This is a genomic window from Streptococcus sp. HMSC071H03 (genome assembly GCF_001813035.1).
In the GTDB taxonomy this organism is placed as follows: Bacteria; Bacillota; Bacilli; order Lactobacillales; family Streptococcaceae; genus Streptococcus; species Streptococcus anginosus.
On record NZ_KV811140.1, the window covers coordinates 3,014 to 20,859 of the forward strand.

17 protein-coding genes, 1 tRNA gene and 2 pseudogenes are annotated in these 17,846 nt (G+C 31.2%); 6 read left to right on the forward strand and 14 right to left on the reverse strand.

All coding sequences use genetic code 11. From position 1 onward, the window contains the following. The 9 genes and pseudogenes from HMPREF2887_RS00025 to ychF all read right to left on the reverse strand — a co-directional run. A pseudogene (locus HMPREF2887_RS00025) lies at positions 1–128 on the reverse strand (hypoxanthine phosphoribosyltransferase); the annotation flags it as partial. Positions 129–133: 5 nt separating this feature from the next. After that, the gene (gene tilS / locus HMPREF2887_RS00030) at positions 134–1,411 is read right to left on the reverse strand and encodes a tRNA lysidine(34) synthetase TilS (protein WP_021001136.1); all 1,278 of its coding nucleotides are present in this window, start codon (positions 1,409–1,411) and stop codon (positions 134–136) included. Then, complete coding sequence (locus HMPREF2887_RS00035; protein WP_021001135.1) at positions 1,408–2,688, reverse strand: serine hydrolase; 1,281 nt, start codon at positions 2,686–2,688, stop codon at positions 1,408–1,410. The genes tilS and HMPREF2887_RS00035 overlap by 4 nt, the downstream gene beginning before the upstream one ends. After that, positions 2,681–2,809, reverse strand: a complete 129-nt coding sequence (locus tag HMPREF2887_RS10325) for an SP_0009 family protein (RefSeq protein ID WP_003026834.1) — start codon at positions 2,807–2,809, stop codon at positions 2,681–2,683. Before HMPREF2887_RS10325 ends, HMPREF2887_RS00035 begins: the two co-directional genes overlap by 8 nt. A 2-nt stretch (positions 2,810–2,811) precedes the next feature. Continuing rightward, positions 2,812–3,180, reverse strand: a complete 369-nt coding sequence (locus HMPREF2887_RS00040; protein WP_003026832.1) for a septum formation initiator family protein — start codon at positions 3,178–3,180, stop codon at positions 2,812–2,814. Then, positions 3,173–3,439: an RNA-binding S4 domain-containing protein gene (locus HMPREF2887_RS00045; protein WP_003026830.1), complete on the reverse strand. Its 267-nt coding sequence runs from the start codon at positions 3,437–3,439 to the stop codon at positions 3,173–3,175. The genes HMPREF2887_RS00040 and HMPREF2887_RS00045 overlap by 8 nt, the downstream gene beginning before the upstream one ends. Before the next feature lie 79 nt (positions 3,440–3,518). Beyond that, entirely contained in the window at positions 3,519–7,025 is a 3,507-nt protein-coding gene (gene mfd, locus HMPREF2887_RS00050; RefSeq protein WP_148131466.1) for a transcription-repair coupling factor, read from the reverse strand. After that, positions 7,018–7,587: an aminoacyl-tRNA hydrolase gene (pth, locus tag HMPREF2887_RS00055; protein ID WP_021001133.1), complete on the reverse strand. Its 570-nt coding sequence runs from the start codon at positions 7,585–7,587 to the stop codon at positions 7,018–7,020. The genes mfd and pth overlap by 8 nt, the downstream gene beginning before the upstream one ends. A 73-nt stretch (positions 7,588–7,660) precedes the next feature. Further along, complete coding sequence (gene ychF / locus HMPREF2887_RS00060; RefSeq protein ID WP_003026825.1) at positions 7,661–8,776, reverse strand: redox-regulated ATPase YchF; 1,116 nt, start codon at positions 8,774–8,776, stop codon at positions 7,661–7,663. A gap of 146 nt (positions 8,777–8,922) precedes the next feature. On the opposite strand from ychF, the gene HMPREF2887_RS00065 reads away from it, so the two are divergent. Next, positions 8,923–9,423: a YehR family lipoprotein gene (locus HMPREF2887_RS00065; RefSeq protein ID WP_003026823.1), complete on the forward strand. Its 501-nt coding sequence runs from the start codon at positions 8,923–8,925 to the stop codon at positions 9,421–9,423. Between the two features lie 23 nt (positions 9,424–9,446). On the opposite strand, the gene HMPREF2887_RS00070 is transcribed toward HMPREF2887_RS00065, so the two are convergent. The 5 genes and pseudogenes from HMPREF2887_RS00070 to HMPREF2887_RS00090 form a co-directional block, all read right to left on the reverse strand. Then, entirely contained in the window at positions 9,447–9,644 is a 198-nt protein-coding gene (locus HMPREF2887_RS00070; RefSeq protein ID WP_003026821.1) for a DUF951 domain-containing protein, read from the reverse strand. Further along, positions 9,644–10,780, reverse strand: coding sequence for a DNA polymerase III subunit beta (gene dnaN / locus HMPREF2887_RS00075; protein ID WP_003026819.1), 1,137 nt, complete (start codon positions 10,778–10,780; stop codon positions 9,644–9,646). The genes HMPREF2887_RS00070 and dnaN overlap by 1 nt, the downstream gene beginning before the upstream one ends. A 156-nt stretch (positions 10,781–10,936) precedes the next feature. Beyond that, positions 10,937–12,279, reverse strand: a pseudogene (dnaA, locus tag HMPREF2887_RS00080) (chromosomal replication initiator protein DnaA). A 228-nt stretch (positions 12,280–12,507) separates the two neighbouring features. Continuing rightward, complete coding sequence (locus HMPREF2887_RS00085; RefSeq protein WP_021002248.1) at positions 12,508–13,275, reverse strand: ParB/RepB/Spo0J family partition protein; 768 nt, start codon at positions 13,273–13,275, stop codon at positions 12,508–12,510. Positions 13,276–13,329: 54 nt separating this feature from the next. After that, positions 13,330–14,520, reverse strand: coding sequence for a serine protease HtrA (locus tag HMPREF2887_RS00090; RefSeq protein WP_021002247.1), 1,191 nt, complete (start codon positions 14,518–14,520; stop codon positions 13,330–13,332). Between the two features lie 193 nt (positions 14,521–14,713). On the opposite strand from HMPREF2887_RS00090, the gene rlmH reads away from it, so the two are divergent. The 5 genes from rlmH (at position 14,714) to comE (ending at position 17,710) form a co-directional block, all read left to right on the forward strand. Then, entirely contained in the window at positions 14,714–15,193 is a 480-nt protein-coding gene (gene rlmH, locus HMPREF2887_RS00095) for a 23S rRNA (pseudouridine(1915)-N(3))-methyltransferase RlmH (RefSeq protein ID WP_041784074.1), read from the forward strand. Positions 15,194–15,235: 42 nt separating this feature from the next. Further along, positions 15,236–15,309: transfer RNA gene (locus HMPREF2887_RS00100), tRNA-Arg, on the forward strand. A gap of 165 nt (positions 15,310–15,474) precedes the next feature. Beyond that, positions 15,475–15,624 carry a bacteriocin gene (locus HMPREF2887_RS00105; protein ID WP_021002246.1) on the forward strand — a complete coding sequence of 50 codons (150 nt, stop codon included), beginning with the start codon at positions 15,475–15,477 and terminating at the stop codon, positions 15,622–15,624. Between the two features lie 14 nt (positions 15,625–15,638). Continuing rightward, positions 15,639–16,961 carry a sensor histidine kinase gene (locus HMPREF2887_RS00110; RefSeq protein WP_021002245.1) on the forward strand — a complete coding sequence of 441 codons (1,323 nt, stop codon included), beginning with the start codon at positions 15,639–15,641 and terminating at the stop codon, positions 16,959–16,961. Continuing rightward, on the forward strand, positions 16,961–17,710 hold the full coding sequence (comE, locus tag HMPREF2887_RS00115) for a competence system response regulator transcription factor ComE (RefSeq protein WP_021002244.1): 750 nt from the start codon (positions 16,961–16,963) through the stop codon (positions 17,708–17,710). Before HMPREF2887_RS00110 ends, comE begins: the two co-directional genes overlap by 1 nt. Positions 17,711–17,846 lie beyond the last annotated feature (136 nt).

Sequence of the window (17,846 nt, forward strand, 5' to 3'; positions counted from 1 at the left end):
TTTAGAATTCCTACAAAAATAGGATTTTTCCCTGCATAATCACTAGTTAATTGAGTTCCTAAATTTTTTGCTGCTGCCACGATCTCATCATGTGAAACCAAAACTTTCTTAATATCTTGTTCTAGCATCTTCTTTACCTATCTAAATTTTGAATATAAAGTTTGTTATACATTATATCATTTTTTTGACTCTTACTCAAATCACATGTTACGATTCCAGCAATTGCTAAGATTTCCCCATTTTGCTCAATAATAATAGCATTTTTTCTTTTATCTATAGGGATTTTTTGATCAATAAAATACCGACGAAGCTTTTTATGTTGTTGGTTCAAGATAATTTCATCTTGTTCTTTTCTATGTCGAAGTAAAATTTCTGTTTCACGCGAAACAAACACTTCTTGGATGTTTTTTCCACGAAGCTCTTTTCCAAAAGAAAAGCGATAATTGTCATATTCCACAATATCGTTATATTTTAACAAAATTGAATCCACTTTTAAATCAGACTGTGGACTGATTTTACGAATCTCAAAGGAATCATAATTTTTATAGAGTTCGTAACCCGCTTTAAGTGGTTGCTGATAATTAGATTGTTTGTTCAAGATTGCTAAAATATCAGAAAACTGTGCTTTACTTACCTGCAAATCAGGAAATTTCTTTAAATAAGTCTGTAGCAAAAAACTTTGCACAAAATATGGCTGAGATTGAAATTCTTTTAGATTTGTTAATTCAATATTTTTAGTTAAATATGCTAATGCGTTCTGCATTTGAGAAATTTCTGTTCCCAGTTCTATTAAATGCTTCCTAAACTGCAGATTTTCTTGTTCTAACAATGGAAAATACTCATTTCGAATTCGATTGCGCAAATAATGGTTCTCTTGATTTGTCCAATCCTCAAAATGAAAAATAGGAGGGAAATTTGATTTTTGAAAAGAAAGCAACGGTCTTATCAATTCTCCATTTGCAAATTTTTGTTTTTCTTTCATTCCTGAAATATGAAATAAACGGCTGCCACGAAGAATTCTCATAAAAATCGTTTCTGCTTGGTCATCAGCATGGTGTGCTGTCACCAAAGCTGTGCAATTTTCTTCTAACATAATTTTTTTGAAAAAAGCATAGCGAAAATCACGCGCTTTTTGTTCTGAGAATGGTCCAGAAAAACTTGATGTAAAAATGCTTACACCAAGTTTTGTTGCTATTTTTTTTAGTTCTTCTTCCTCAAAATCAGATTCTTCTCTCACTCCATGATTAACATGAGCAAGGTGAATTTCTATTTCTAATTTTTCGCGATATTTATAAAGCCAGTCAAGCAAAGTCATAGAATCTAGTCCACCAGAAATAGCAAGTAAAACTTTTCTATGAGGTCTGAAATAGCCTTTTTTTTGCACCATTTGAAAAAATTGTTGTTCTATCATTTTAAAACCTCATAAATATCATCTGCAATTTTAGAAATGGTATCGTAATCAGCATGATTTGTAAAAATAGACAGAACAAAAGGAGAATTAGCATAAACAATTGCAACATCATGCTTAAAATCATAAGCATCCCCAATTTTATGAGCCACTTTTACATTTATATTTTTAGAAATACGCTGCTCATCAAAATTTGTTTGTGATAGTGCATTGATAATGTCCCCATTTTGTTTATAGATAGCTTCCATCATATTTCCAGCCATCCTAGCTGATGCATTACGTTTTTCTACATCCCATTTTTTCCCAGCAATTTGCTCAATTGTTGCTTGATAAGTGCTGTCTGATTGATTAGTAATATAATATCCTAAAATATTTGTAGCTGCATTATCTGATTCTTTTGCAATATGATTCATCAAATCTTGAATGCTGTATTCCTTATTATCTGATTTTTTAGAAATGCTTCCACTACCTTCTGTATCATAAGCACCTGAATAGTCATTTACAGCAGGAATATATTTTAAACCAGAAGATGGCTTGTATTTTCCTTCATTTAATTGCTTCTGCGCATAATAAAGAATGGGAAGTTTTGCCACACTAGCAGAATACATTTCCAAATCTGGGTTTATACCAGCAGTTTTTCCAGAATCTAATTGTTTTACATAGATCGAATAGTCTGCTTTATTGTACCTGCTTGTTAAAATCTCTTGAACTTTATCCATACGATTATCTGTATCAGACAAGTATTTCACATCAATCCAACCTTTGCTTTCAACATGAGCATATTTTCCTGATGCCGTCTCAGCAAGTTGGGTCACTTTCACCGAATGATAAGAAGATAAATTCGTCTTAACTTCCTTTGTTCCATTTACAAAAGGTTGATTGTAAACTACAAATGATTGCCTAAGCCACATTGTTTGAGAAATATCTGCACTAGATTGGACAACATCATCATAAATCATTCGTTTATCAGCAGGAACAAATTGCCCATTTGCGAGTTTAAAAACTGGGAGTCCTTGTTCATTGACTTGTAAGTCAGAAAGTTTAATTGATGTATTCGGAGTTAAACTCCCAGCAACTTTTTCTAAATTTAAGGACGTATAAGTTGGAATTTGCTCATAAACATTTGGATTGGTTGGAAGATCCGTGTAGTAGTTACTGTAGGTCGTACTAGTAATTTCATACTGTTGCTTTGCAGTCAATTCGACATCTTGTTCCGTACTTACTACTACTTTTGCAGTAAAAAATGCTGGCAACAATAATAGAAATAGCAACTTACGCATGCTCTCCCCTTTCCTTTTTAGTCTCTTCTAATTTTAAAGCCTGATTCTTTCTGGATAATTCTTCTAATTTTTCATCGGAAAACTCCAAAAATTGTTCAATCGTTTTTAATAAATTTTCCATCCTTACTGTGGCAACAATCCTGGGATTGTATAGATATATTCCCCTTGTTTAGAATAATAATATTTAGCACGTGCATATTTAGCAGCATATTCTTCATCTTTTAATTTATTAGCAAAAGCTTTTTGAGATTCTTTTTCGTTGCTTATTTCTTCGTATCTCTTTTGTAAATGCGTCAATTGTGTTCGACGTTCTAATAAATTTCGATAGCTTTGAACCAAATTAAATGTCGGTAAAATAAACAATAAGATGACTAAAATCAACACCCAACCCATAAAGCGATTCTTTTTTCTTCTTTCTTGCTCCAAATAACGGCGATGTTGGTTTTCATCTTGTATATAGCGATTATTTAATTGAACAATATTTCTAGCCATCTACTTCTACCTTTGTTTCTTTTATAATTTTGTACATTTTAGTGGCATCTTCTTTTTTAGTACTGTCTTTCATTTCTAGAACACGAACTAATAAAATTTTATTTCCAAAACGAATCTCTATTTCATCATTGATTTTTAAATCTGTTGAACTTTTAGCTAAAATTCCATTTACTTTAATTCTTCCCTTATCGGCCACCTCTTTAGCAATAGGACGACGCTTTATAATACGGGATACTTTTAAATATTTATCTAATCTCATAAAGTTACCTCAATTTATTATTTTACCATTTTTTAAGAAAATATTATAGATGAAAGCGAAACTTTACAAAATTGTAAAGTTAGCAATCTTTCTTTTGATTTTTAATTTCTACTAACTTTTCTGAAAACTGCAGAAGTCCTTCTAAAATTTCATAATCTTTTTTATTTTTTACATCAAATATAACTTCAATCAATCCCTTATTTTCTGAAATTCTTGCTTTTAAATTTGTCACAGAAAGAGCTTCAAAATAATCTTGAGTTAAGAAAAACTGTTGAGAAACTTTTTCAAATCGAACAATCACAGATTGTTGCTTTTTTTCAACGAGCTGAACAAAAACTTGATCTAAATAAGACTTTACAAGACCAATTTCTAATAAAAAGGCAACAACATCTGGATATTCTCCAAAACGATCCATCAACTCATTCTGTAATTCTTCATAATTTACACGACTGTCAATCTCGCGAATACGTTTGTAAATTTCAATTTTTTGCCTTTCATCAACAATATAATCACTAGGAAGATAGGCATCAATCTGCAAATTAATTTCAGCATTTCCTTTTTGCCGTCTTTTTTCTTTGCCTTGTTTTTTAGCAATAGCCTCTTCTAATAATTGAGAATACATCTCAAATCCAACAGAATCAATAAAACCAGATTGTGAACTTCCTAAAATATTTCCAGCACCACGAATAGATAAATCTCGCATAGCAATTTTAAAACCAGAGCCTAATTCTGTAAATCCTTTTATAGTTTCCAAACGTTTTTCAGAAATTTCTGTCAAAGCCTTGTCAGGACGATACATGAGATAGGCATAAGCAATACGATTACTACGACCAACACGCCCTCGTAATTGATATAAAGTTGACAATCCCATATAATCTGCATTTTCAATAAAAAGAGTATTAACATTAGGAATATCAACACCAGTTTCAATAATAGTCGTTGTGACCAAAAGATCATATTCCCCATTGATAAAATCAAGTAAAGTATTTTCAAGAAGAATTTCACTCATTTGACCATGCACATATCCAATAGAAGCTTCTGGAATCAATTCTTTCAATTCTGAAACTTTTTGCTCCATTGTGTCAACTTTATTGTAAAGATAGTAAACCTGCCCTCCTCTATTCATTTCTCTTAAAACTGCATCTCGAATAACTGTTGCATTATTTTCTAAAACATAAGTTTGAACTGGGTAGCGATTTGTTGGAGGAGTTTCAATAACTGATAAATCACGTATTCCTAACATAGACATATGGAGTGTACGAGGAATAGGAGTCGCTGTCAAAGTTAAAACATCAACTTTTGTTTTCAACTCTTTTAATTTTTCTTTATGCTTAACTCCAAAACGTTGTTCCTCATCAATAACAATGAGTCCTAAATCAGCAAATACAATATCTTTTGACAGGAGACGATGCGTTCCAATAATAATATCCACCTGCCCTTTTTTTAGTTTTTCTAAAATTGTTTTTTGTTCTGATTTACTTTTAAAACGACTTAATACTTCAATATTGATAGGAAAATCATTGAAACGTTCCTTAAAATTCGTATAATGCTGTTGAGCTAAAACAGTAGTTGGAACTAAAATTGCCACTTGTTTATGATCATTTACTGCTTTAAAAGCAGCTCTCATAGCTACTTCCGTCTTCCCAAAACCAACGTCCCCAACTAAAAGACGATCCATAGGATGATCACTTTCCATGTCTTTTTTAACTTCTTTTATAGAACGCAGCTGATCTTCTGTTTCTACGTAAGGAAAATCATTATCAAATTCTTGCTGGTAAGAATCATCACTAGAAAAAGCAAACCCCTTTAATTGACTTCTCTCTGCGTAAAGTTTGATTAAATCCTCAGCAATGTCTTCGACTTGATGTTGTACTCTCTGTTTAGTTTTTTGAAAACGTCCATCGTTTAATTTATTGATTTTAGGTGCTTTACCATCACTCGCAACATATTTAGAAAGAAGCTGAATCTGATCAACAGGAATAGAAATACGATCTGCATTTTGATATTGAATAGTGAGATAATCACGATGAATTCCTGAAATTTCAATCGTCTCAATTCCTAAATATCGCCCAATTCCATGAACGTTATGAACAACATAATCTCCTTTTTCCAGCTCATTATAATTTTTCAAACGTTCAGCATTAGAAATAATTTGCCTGCGAACTTTTCGTTTTACTTTTTTTTGCAGAATATCATATTCAGTGATTAAAACAATTTTTTCGTCTACAAAATTAAATCCTTGAATTAAACGTCCTTCTACTAATTGAACAGCATGTTTATGAATTTTAGTATCGTTAACATAATCAAGTGGAATTTCATATTCTTGTAAACTTTTATGTAAACTTTGTAAAGTCAATAAAGAATTTGATTGTATAATGACCGTGTAGTTAGATTTTTTATATCGACTAATCTCTTCTTTCAAAAGCTGAAATTGACTAAAAAATTCCTGCATAGGATACTGATTGAACTGATAAAGAGAATCAAATTTCAAATTTCCCAGTCCCTTATGAAAATTTGAAAATAAGGTAGCAGGTTTATACTTTCTAAATATTGAATATGTATCTGCAAAATAAGATTGATTTCCAACAGTTTTACTATTTTGTAAATCTTCTGTCAATAAATTTGCTGCTTCTAATTGAAACTGAGCATGTCTATTCATAATTTTTTGAAAATCATCAAAGAAAATTGGGCTATGTTTTGGAAGATAATCAAGAATTGTCCATTCATTTTGATAAAAATAAGACAATAATTTTCTAATATCAGCATGTTGAATTTGTTCTTTTGTACTAGCTAAAATCTCCTCTAAATAAGATTTTGAAGTTGAATCTACAGTTTTTTCTATAAGATTTTCTATTTTTTTCTGTGCACTTTTATAATCTGCTTTAGTAAATATGATATCTGTAGCAGGATGAACACACACATGTTCTACATTTTGAATAGAAATTTGATTTTCAGGATTAAATAGACGAATACCATCAACTTCATCACCAAAAAATTCAACCCGAAAAGGCATTTGACTAGAGCGCTCAAAAATATCTAAAATATCACCACGAATACTAAACTCCCCTTGTTTCAATACTTGTGATACTTGCTTATATCCTGAATTTAACAATTGAGAAATCAAATCTTTCAACTCATATTCTTGCCCTATTTTTAAATTAATATAAGCTGAATTGAAATTAACAGGATTGGATAAAAATAGTTGACTAGCTGCCACATTAACTATCAAAAATCCTGATTGTTTAGAATCTAATAAAAAATCTAGAGCTTCCAAACCAGAAAAAATCTTTTCTTGAGAAGAAAAGACAAACTCAGCTAACGGAGTATCATCTGCAAGAAATGTATAGACCCTCTCTTCTCCCACCAGGTCAATCAGATCACTAGAAAGTCTTTCTGCTTCACTATAAGTAGACGTTAAAATCAAAATTTTGTGATTTTCCTCTACACAAGAGGCCATTGTAATAGACTTAGTTGAAGATGACAAACCCATTAATAGCTGCCGAGTTGATTTATTTAGATTTCTTTGCCAATCAGATATCTGTTTATTTTGATTAAATAATTCAATAATATCCATCTTTTTATCCATTGTACTGTTGCATTGTTTGTTCAAAATTATCAGACTGTAAATAATAATTTACAGCACTGTCAACTTTGTCAAGTGTATTTAAAATTATAGCATGGTCTCCTTTTGAAAATTTTCCTAACACATGGTGAATAATGATTATATTATTTTCGGGACGACCAATACCAATTTTAATTCGTTTGAATTCTTGGGTTCCTATATGTTTGATAATTGATTTGATGCCATTGTGACCACCAGCAGATCCTTTTGCTCTAAGTCGTATTTTTCCTACTTCCATATCCAAATCATCATAAATAACTACTAAATCTTCAATATCTAGACCATAATAAGATAAAAGGGCATGAACAGCCTTTCCACTTTCATTCATGAAGGTCGTTGGTTTGACAAAATACACTTTCTCACCATTAAAAAATGTGGAAGCTATCTCTGCTTGAAAAATTTTATCAGTTGTAAACTTTAAACTTTTTTCTTTACACATTTTGTCAACTAGCATAAATCCGACATTATGTCTTGTTTCAAAATATTTTTCTCCAGGATTTCCTAATCCTACAATCATCTTTACCATTTTTTTACCTCTAAAAAGACCAAAAGGGCTGGAAAAGTTTTTCCAACCTCGTTTATATTTAGTTTACAGTGCTCTACACATTAAATCTAAATTCCATAATATCGCCATCTTGAACGATATATTCTTTTCCTTCTTCACGCAGCCGTCCTGCTTCCTTGACTGCTTTTTCACTCCCATATTTCACTAAATCATCATAAGACATGGTTACAGCACGGATGAAGCCTTTTTCAAAGTCTGAGTGAATAATTCCAGCTACTTGTGGTGCTTTCATGCCACGTCTAAATGTCCAAGCTCGAACTTCCTTTTCTCCTGCTGTAAAATAAGTTCCGAGTCCTAATAAATGATAAGCTGCTCTGGTTAATTTGTCAACCCCAGATTCATTCAAGCCCATTGCTTCAAGAAATTCAGCTTTATCTTCATCATCTAGCTCAGAAATTTCTTCTTCAGCACGCGCAGATATAACAACTACCTCTGCATTTTCAGTTGCTGCAAACTCGCGAATTTGTTGAACATACTCAATATTATCCGGATCTGCTACCTCGTCTTCACCAACATTCGCAACATAAAGCACTGGTTTTGTAGTCAATAAAAATAATTTTTTGACAATTTTTTGTTCTTCTTCATCAAATTCAATGGTACGCGCTGATAAACCATTTTCTAAAACTGGTTTAATTTTTTGCAAAACATGAAACTCAGCTACTGAATCTTTGTCCTTTTGGGTTCGAGCAACTTTTTCCACACGTGCATAGCGTTTATTGATACTTTCTAAATCTGCTAAAATCAACTCAAGATTTATTGTTTCAATATCAGCCATTGGATCAACAAAACTTGACTCACGTCCTTGCTCCCGCATAACATTTTCATCATCAAAAGCCCGAACCACATGAACGATAGCATCTACTTCACGAATATTAGCTAAAAATTTATTTCCTAGACCCTCTCCTTTTGAAGCACCTTTTACAATCCCTGCAATATCTGTAAACTCAAAAGTCGTTGGAACTTTTTTCTGTGGTTTGATAAGTTCTGTTAATTTATCCAAACGAGCATCGGGAACTTCTACCCGTCCAACATTAGGGTCAATTGTTGCAAAGGGATAGTTAGCTGCCTCTGCTCCTGCTTTTGTAATTGCATTAAATAAAGTGGATTTTCCAACATTAGGTAATCCTACAATTCCTGCTGTTAAAGACATTTCGCTCTTCCTTTCATCTTTTCAATTCAATAAACCATTATATCATATTTACCACTATTTGACTTATAACTTCATCATTTTTGTAAAATGTTGTATTTTCCTAATTAAAATATTATAATTTTATTAAGCTATAGGAGGTAAATACCATGAAAAAAAGTTATTTTAAACAATTGTTACTTGGCTTTGTTACAATTGTTTCACTAATTATCCTTGGAGCATGTGGAGCCCAAGAAAAAACAATGTCATTCCAAAGAATTGATCAAAATTTACAATATGACTTACGATTAACTTATTATTATAAAGGAGATACTGTCACAAAACAAACTACTAATTCATTTTTGTCTTATAAAACCTTAGGAGCTACTAAAAAAGAAGATGTTAAAGACAGAATTGATAAAGCTTCTCAAATGTATCAAAATATTAAGGGAATTAAAGAAAAAGTCACTTATGAAGAAAAGGGAGTTAAGGAAACTGTAGAAATTAACTTTAATAAAGTAGACTTTGATAAATTAGTAACCTTGCCTGGAATGTATACAGATAAGAATACAAGAAAATCTAAAAAAATTAGTATGAAAGCTAGTAAAGAACTCTTAACAAGTAAAGGTTTTAAAGAAATTACAGACGGTAAATTTGAAAAATTAAAATAAGATCATGAAAAAGTGCTAAGAAATCAATTTCCTAGCACTTTTTTTAGTTTTCGTTCAAAATCATATCGGCTCATCATCACGATATGTTGGCAATTTGTACAGCGAATTTTAATATCCGCACCCACTCGAATAATTTCCCAACGATTTGCTTTTTTGCCTGTGGATTTAATGATACAAGCATGTGGTTTTTTCATTTCAACAAAATTTCCTACATCATACATTAGTTTGTTCTCACTGGTGTAATCAATTGAATAAAGTTTTCTGTGTCATCGCTTGGTTTCAAAGTAAATGGACGAACAGCTGAAATAAAGCTGATTGTAACTTTTTCACTATTAATAGCTTTCAATGAATCAATTAAATAAGTTGGATTAAAACTGATGGTTAAATCTTGACCTGAAATACTTTCAGTATCAATTTCTTCATTCACACGTCCAACTTCAGGAGAGTTCACATGTGCACTAACTACACCATTTATAATTTCTAATTTAACTGTTCCATTTTGAGTCGCATTTGAAAGAAGACGTGCACGTTCCATTGCATAACGAAGATTATTTTTATCAAATGTTACGATACTAGTAAATTCTGTTGGAATTAAACGGTCGGTATCAGGATAATTTCCCTCTAACAACCGAGTGTAGAAGCTAATATTTTCACTTCTAAAAAGCAATTGATTATTTGTGAAGTAAATCTCTACTGTTTCAATATCATCCGTAAAAACGGCTGAAAATTCGCGTAAAGAACGACTAGGAATAACAACATCAAAGTTATCTCCATTTTTTTCTAAAATAATTTGCTTTTGACTCATCCGATGAGAATCTGTTGCAACTGTCTTTAAATTTTTATTTTCTGTTAAGACAAAATGAACTCCTGTTAAAATCGGACGACTTTCTTGTGTACTAGCCGCAAAAGCTGTCTCATTAATGATATTTTTAAGAACACTTGTTTCAAGAACCAAGGGATTACTTGCTGAAATTTCTTGAATACGAGGATATTGATCTGCATCTTTTCCCTTTAAAGTGATTTCTGATTTTCCACTTGTTAGGACAATCTGCTTTTGATCAATTTCTTTAAAATCAAGTGTTATATCAGGAAGACTTGATACTACATTAATGAAAAAAGTTGCTTCAAGTAAAATAGAGCCCGAAGAAGTTACTAAAAGCCCTGCATCTTCGTTTTTAATTGAAATAAAATTTTCAATAGAGATTTGACCATTAGAGCCAATCAATGTAATTCCTTCATTTGTGACATCAATTTTTACTGTAGAAAGAATGGGAATAGCATTTTTAAGACTAATAGCGCGTTTGGTTGTATTTAAAGCTTGTAAAAATAAATTTTTATTGATTGAAAAGTTAATCATAGACACTCCTTTTATTATTTTATGATTATTAAGTTAATAGTAATAGTAGTTTGTGTGAAACTTGTGGAAAAGTTCCCTAATCAGCGATAGAACACAAAAACAGACCTGTTTATAAATTGTGAATAACTTTAACATTTTTTCTGCAATTATCCACAGTTATCTGATTTTATTTTTTATGTTTTCTATTTCTAATCGAAGATTATCATCCGTTTCGAGCATTGTTTTAATTTTCCCATGAGCATGTATGACCGTTGTATGATCTTTACCGCCAAATTCTCTTCCAATTTTTGGAAGACTATTATCGGTTAATTCACGGGCCAAATACATAGCTACTTGTCTAGCAAGGACAATATTTTGAACCCGACGACTTCCTTTCATTTCTTTAACGCTAACTCCATAGAAATTTCCAACTTCTGTTTGGATTTTATCAATTGGAATAACTAAAATTTGACTTGCATCTTGTTTTCGAGCTCGAATAGCTTCAGCAGCAGCGTCAATTGTAATTTCTTTCAGATTTTTTACTCTAGCCATAAGAGAAATATCATTTAGAGCACCTTCTAAATCTCGCACATTTGAATCAAATTGACCTGCTAGATATTCTAAGGTATCATTTGGAAAAATGTAATCTAAATCTTCTATCTTATTGCGTAAAATAGCGATTCTTGTTTCAAAATCAGGTGGAGTAATGTTTTGAGTTAATCCCCATTTGAAGCGCGTGACTAAACGTTCTTCAAGATTATCCAGATGATCAGGACTTCGGTCGCTTGTTAAAACAATTTGTTTATTATCTCCGTGCAAAGCATTAAAGGTATTGAAAATTCTTCTTGAGTAGAAACTTTTTTTCCTCCTAAAGATTGAATGTCATCAATTAATAAGAGATCAAGGCTGCGATAAGTTCTCTTAAAACTTTCCATTTCTCCTAATCGAAGATGTTCTAAAAAGTCGTTGATAAAAGTCTCAGCAGGAATGTATTTCACTCTAGCATCAGGAATATTTTCTAAAATTTGATTTCCAATTGCATTTAGTAAATGGGTTTTTCCTAATCCTGGTCCACCATAGATAAACAATGGATTATAAGTTGTTGCTAAATTTTCAGAAACAGCGAGTGCCGCCGATAGAGCCCAAACATTTCCATCACCTTGAACAAAATTATCAAATGTATATTTTGCTTTTAACCCAGTTTCAACAGGAGGAAGACTTGGTTTAACTACTGAATGATTTGTATTTGTTGATTGAGTAACTTCATCATTTTCCTCTTGAAAGATATAGTGTACGGTGATTTGGTCATTATAAATTTCAAAACCTGCAGTAATGATGACATCTGCTAAATTTTGATCCCAAAATAATTGTTTGACAGGACTGTCAAGAAGTACAGTAGCTTGAAAATTTTCAACTTTCATTAACCTAGCTCCTGCAACAAAATAATCGTATGTATTTTTTTTGATTTGTTTTTGAGCCAATTCTAAAACACGCGCCCAAAAATTAGCTTCTTGTGACATAAACCCCCTCCTTTCTTGCTAATAAATTCTTCGTTGTATTTAATTACCCATAAAAGTTATTTTAACATAAAACGCAAAAGTTTTCCACAATCTGTGGAAATGAATTCACATTGTTCTTTGAAGTTTTCCACAGATTGTGAGTAAAGCGGTTTTTCTGTGATTTATTAAGGTTTTCTTATAAAATAAGAGTGGATAACTCTGTGACTTGAAAGAATAAAAATAACAGCCTTATTTAAAGCTGTCAATAATTCTTTGATATTCTTCTAGGTTTGAAAAATGAATACAAATTTTCCCTGATTGAGATTGTTCAGAAAATTGAAGAGAAATCTCTGTACCAAATATCTTTTTTAATTTTTTCTCTTCCTCTTTGAGGAAGAGTTGCTGTTTATCTTTTGTTACTGTTTTTGCTTGTTTGGAATGCAATTGTTTTTCTAACTGCCGAACTGAAAGTTCTTGAGATAGGATTTTATCAAACCACAGATTTTGCTCTTTCTCTGAGAGATTGATGAGCAGACGAGCATGTCCTTGAGAAATATTTCCTTCTTTTATCGCTTCAATAATATTGAGAGGTAAATTTAATAATCGGACAGAATTTGTAATATAAGGACGTGATTTTCCCATAGTTTGAGCGATTTCTTTATGCGTCAATCCTTTGTCAATTAAATATTGGTAAGATTGTGCTTCTTCTATAGGATTTAAATCTTCTCGTTGTAAATTTTCGATGATAGCTTGCTTCATCATTTCATCATCTGTTAATTCTTTTATAATAGCTGGTATATTTTGTAAGCCTGCTAATTTAGCAGCTCTAAAACGTCTTTCACCAGCTAGTAATTCATAACCAATTATTGGAGATTTTCGTACGATGATAGGCTGAATAATCCCATGTTCTTTTATAGAATTAGCAAGTTCAGTAATTTTTTCTTCTGAAAATTCTTTTCTTGGTTGATAAGGATTAGTTTGAATGTCCTTAAGTTCAATATATTGATATTTTTCCATGTTTCTATAGAATAACACACCTTTACAATTCTGTAAAGATGTGTTAATAAAGTGTCAATTATTTGAATCTAAATCTTTTGTAGATTTTGTAAGTTTTATAGTGGTAGTGGTCTCTTTTCCATTACGATAGAAAGTGATTTTTATATTATCACCAATTGAATGTTTGTATAAAGCGGATTGTAAATCACTTGTTGAAGAAATTTCTTTATCATCTACTTTTGTAATCACATCATATTTTTGAAGTTTTCCTTCAGCTGGCATTCCAGATTGAGCTGAACGTACGACAACTCCACTAGTTATTTTTGATGGAAGTTTTAAGCGTGATAGATCTGAACTAGACAGATTAGTGATGTCAATCATTTGGATTCCTAGAGCTGGTCGTGTAACAGTTCCATTTGTTTCTAATTGGTTAATAATGTTTATAACATCATTAGATGGAATAGCAAATCCTAATCCTTCAACCGAAGTTCCGCCGTTGCTAGCTATTTTACTTGAAGTAATACCAATTACTTGTCCTTGGATATTCACAAGTGGTCCTCCAGAGTTCCCTGGGTTGATAGCTGTGTCTGTTTGAATAGCTTGTGTTGAAATCGTTTGTCCATCTTCAGATTTTAAAGAAACATTACGATTTAAACTAGAAATAATTCCTTGCGTCACAGTGTTAGCGTAATTTGATCCGAGCGGACTTCCAATCGCAATAGCTGTCTCACCAACCGTCAATTTACTAGAATCTCCAAATTCAGCAACTGATTTTACTTTATCAGCACTAATTCGAACAACGGAGATATCAGAATAAGTATCTGACCCTACAATTTCTCCAGGAACTTTATTACCATCTGCTAAACGAATGTCAACTTTTTTAGCACCACTGATAACGTGAGTATTGGTTACTAAGTAAGCGTATTTTCCATCTTTTTTATAAATAACCCCAGATCCTTCGCTAGCTACTTGTTGAGAATTATCATTGTTATTATTTGAATCGTCATTTCCAAACACACTATTTTGTGAATTATTATTAGCATAGGTAATAACGGATACCACAGCATCTTTTACTTTACTCACAGCTTGTGTTGTGGAATTTGTATTTTTATAAGCAGTAGTAACTTGATTAACTTTAGTCGTTGTAGAGCTATTTGTTGATAATTTAGATGAAGTTAAGTTTCCAAGTAAACCACCGATAAAACCTATGGCTAAGACCATGAAAAGCAATAACAATTTTTTTGTGAAATTTGAAGAGTTTTTCATATCTTCCTCCTAGTTATTTCAATTACTGAAAGTATAAAGAATTTAACTTAATTATAGCTTAAATGTTTTATCTTTTCCACAAATTGTGGATAACTTTTAAAATCTGTGATTTTCTAAGTCATTTATAAGGTAATTTAATTTTTTATACTGTGAATAAGGTGTGAAATAATTGTGGATATGGTAGAATAGAAATATGAAAATAAAACTTGTAACTGTTGGAAAATTAAAAGAAAAATATCTAAAAGATGGAATTGCAGAGTATGTAAAACGTTTAGGGCGCTTTACTAAATTTGAGATGATTGAACTTCCAGATGAAAAAACACCTGATAAGGCAAGTCACTTAGAAAATCAACAAATTCTTGACAAAGAAGGAAATCATATCTTATCGAAAATTAATGATAAAGAATTTGTGATTGTTTTAGCTATTGAAGGTCAACAATTTCCGTCAGAAGAATTCAGTAAGAGATTAAGTGATGTGACTGTTCGTGGATTTTCGGATATTACTTTTGTGATTGGTGGGAGTCTTGGTCTGTCTACTGCTGTCAAAAAAAGAGCTAATTTGCTGATGAGTTTTGGAAAATTGACACTTCCTCATCAGTTAATGCGATTAGTTTTAGTAGAACAAATTTATCGATCGTTTATGATTCAACAAGGAAGTCCCTATCATAAGTAATCTTGACGTCATAGGCTTTTTTTGTTAAAATGATAGAGCATTGGTCTCATAGCTCAGCTGGATAGAGCATTCGCCTTCTAAGCGAACGGTCGCAGGTTCGAATCCTGCTGGGATCATATAAGAAAAGGGCACGGGAAAGCGTGCCTTTTTCTATAACTGGATAAAGAAGTCTTTTGAGATGCAAAAATGTATCATTTAGAGTTTTTTTCAATTTATTTATGAAGATTTTGTATAATTACCTTGTAAGATTTCTTACAAAAAACAAACATTAAGGAGAAATTATGAAAAAGTTGTTTGCTAAAAAAGAGGTAGTAAAAAAGGAAATTGTAGAATTTAAAGAACTGAATGATGAGCAATTAGATAAAATCATTGGTGGGGATAGGAGGGATCCTAGAGGAATGATTGGAATTGGGAAAAAATTATTTGGTTAGGAGATTTTATCATTATGAATCTGGATAAAATATTTATAATCATTTCTTTTATTATCGGAATTTTATCTTTTTCAATTGTTCATAAAAAAATTAGTAAAGTGAAAATTATAGATTTTCGCTTTACTTTATTGTGCTTGTGTTTATTTTTATTTTCATCTTTTATAAATTCGATTAATTCCTTATTAGCCTATTTATGTTTATTATTAGAGCCTGTTATAATTTACTTCTATTTTTATCGTTTTAAGAAATATGAGAAGTGTATATCAGTTTTTGCAACCTTTTTAATTTATTCATCTGTAACTACCTCTGAAACCTTCTTTTCAGTTATTATTTCTTCTGTTACAGGTGATAAGTTTGTTGATAGATATTGGGGATTGTTCTATATTTTTATTAATATTATTTCTTTAGTTTTCATTTTAAAAGCAATTGATTATTTTAAGTTTAATTTTAAATATTTTAAAAAGGCGGATTTTAAAGAGAATATTGTGCAGTTAAACTTTTATCTCTTATTTATTCATTTTTTATTAAATTTGTCGCATTGGCTTAGTAATATGAAAAATTTAAATAGTTTTTCTAGTATGATTGCTACAATTTGCTTTTTAATGTTTATGTCAACTTTATTCTACTTACAATCTATTCGCGAAAAGTATGAAAAAGAAGAACAAATTAAACAGAAAGAACGAGAACAACTACAATTACAAAAATATACAGATGAAATAGTGAGTCTGTATAATGAAATTCGAGGCTTTCGGCATGATTATGGCGGAATGTTGGCAAGCTTCCAATCGGCCATTCATACAGGTGATATAAAAGAAGTAGAACGAATTTATCAGGAGGTGCTAGTAAATGCTAATTTACAACTTCGTTCAGATAAATATACGTATTTTGATTTAAATAATGTTGGAGATTCAGCACTTAGAAGTGTTATGACGCAAACATTATTTAAGGCACGTGATTACAATATAGAATTAACATTTGAAGTAAAAGATTTTGTCAAGCCCTTGCCGATTAAATTGTTAGATCTGGTTAGAATGACAAGCGTCCTTTTGAATAATGCCATAGAAGGATCAGCAGAAAGTTATCAAAAAACGATGAATGTTTCTTTGGTGGATTTAGATACAGAAACAATCTTAGTCATTCAAAATTCACGTAAGAAAAGACCGCTAGATTTAGAAGAGATTTACCAAACTGATTTTTCAACAAAGGGTGAAGGACGCGGTTTAGGCTTAAGCAATATCAAAGAAATTATTAACAACTATGAAGGAATTATCCTCGATACTAAAATTGAGGATGAATATTTTACACAAGTAATGAGAGTGCGGAAAGAAGGTTTATAATGAAAGTATTGGTATTAGAAGATGAAATTTCACATCAAGTAAGAATGGAAACAACTTTGGCAGAGATTGCGAAAGAAATGGGAATTACGATAAAAGTTAAAGTAACTGGCAAAGTAAGAGAATTTAAAGAATATATTGAAAATGATGAGGTGAATCAATTATATTTTTTAGATATTGATATCAAAGGAGAGGAAACAAAAGGTTTAGAAATAGCAAAATTTATACGTCATCACAATCCGTATGCCATTATTGTTTTTGTTACAACAAAATCAGAATTTGCTACGATGACCTTCAAATATAAGGTATCTGCACTGGATTTTGTTGATAAAAATTTGAGTGATGTTGCTTTTAAAAAACATATAAAAGACAGCATTGAGTATACAAAAGCGACATTGATTGAAAATAAAGATATGGTGGATTATTTTGAATACAGCTTTCGTGGCGGAGAGGTTAGAATGCCTTTTAATGACATTTTATATATTGAAACGACAGGCTCTTCTCATAAATTAAGAATTGTCGGTAAAAACTTTTTTAAAGAATTCTATGGCACTATTGCAGATATTCAAGAAAAAGATAAAAAAACAAGACGTTTCTTTTCACCTCATAAATCCTACCTAGTCAATATTGGAAACATCAAAGGTTATGACAAAAAAATGCGAGAAATAATTTTTTATGAAGATCATCGTTGTCCGATTACTCGAATGAAAATTGGAAAATTAAAAGCTATTTTAGAGGAATTAAAAGGATAAATAGAATAGATAATGAAATAGCCAATATAGTTAAATTTTTAAATAAAAACTATTGACAAAGTTTTCCAAACTGGTATAATAGTATATGTTCTGTGAAAGAACATATATGGTCCGTTGGTCAAGGGGTTAAGACACC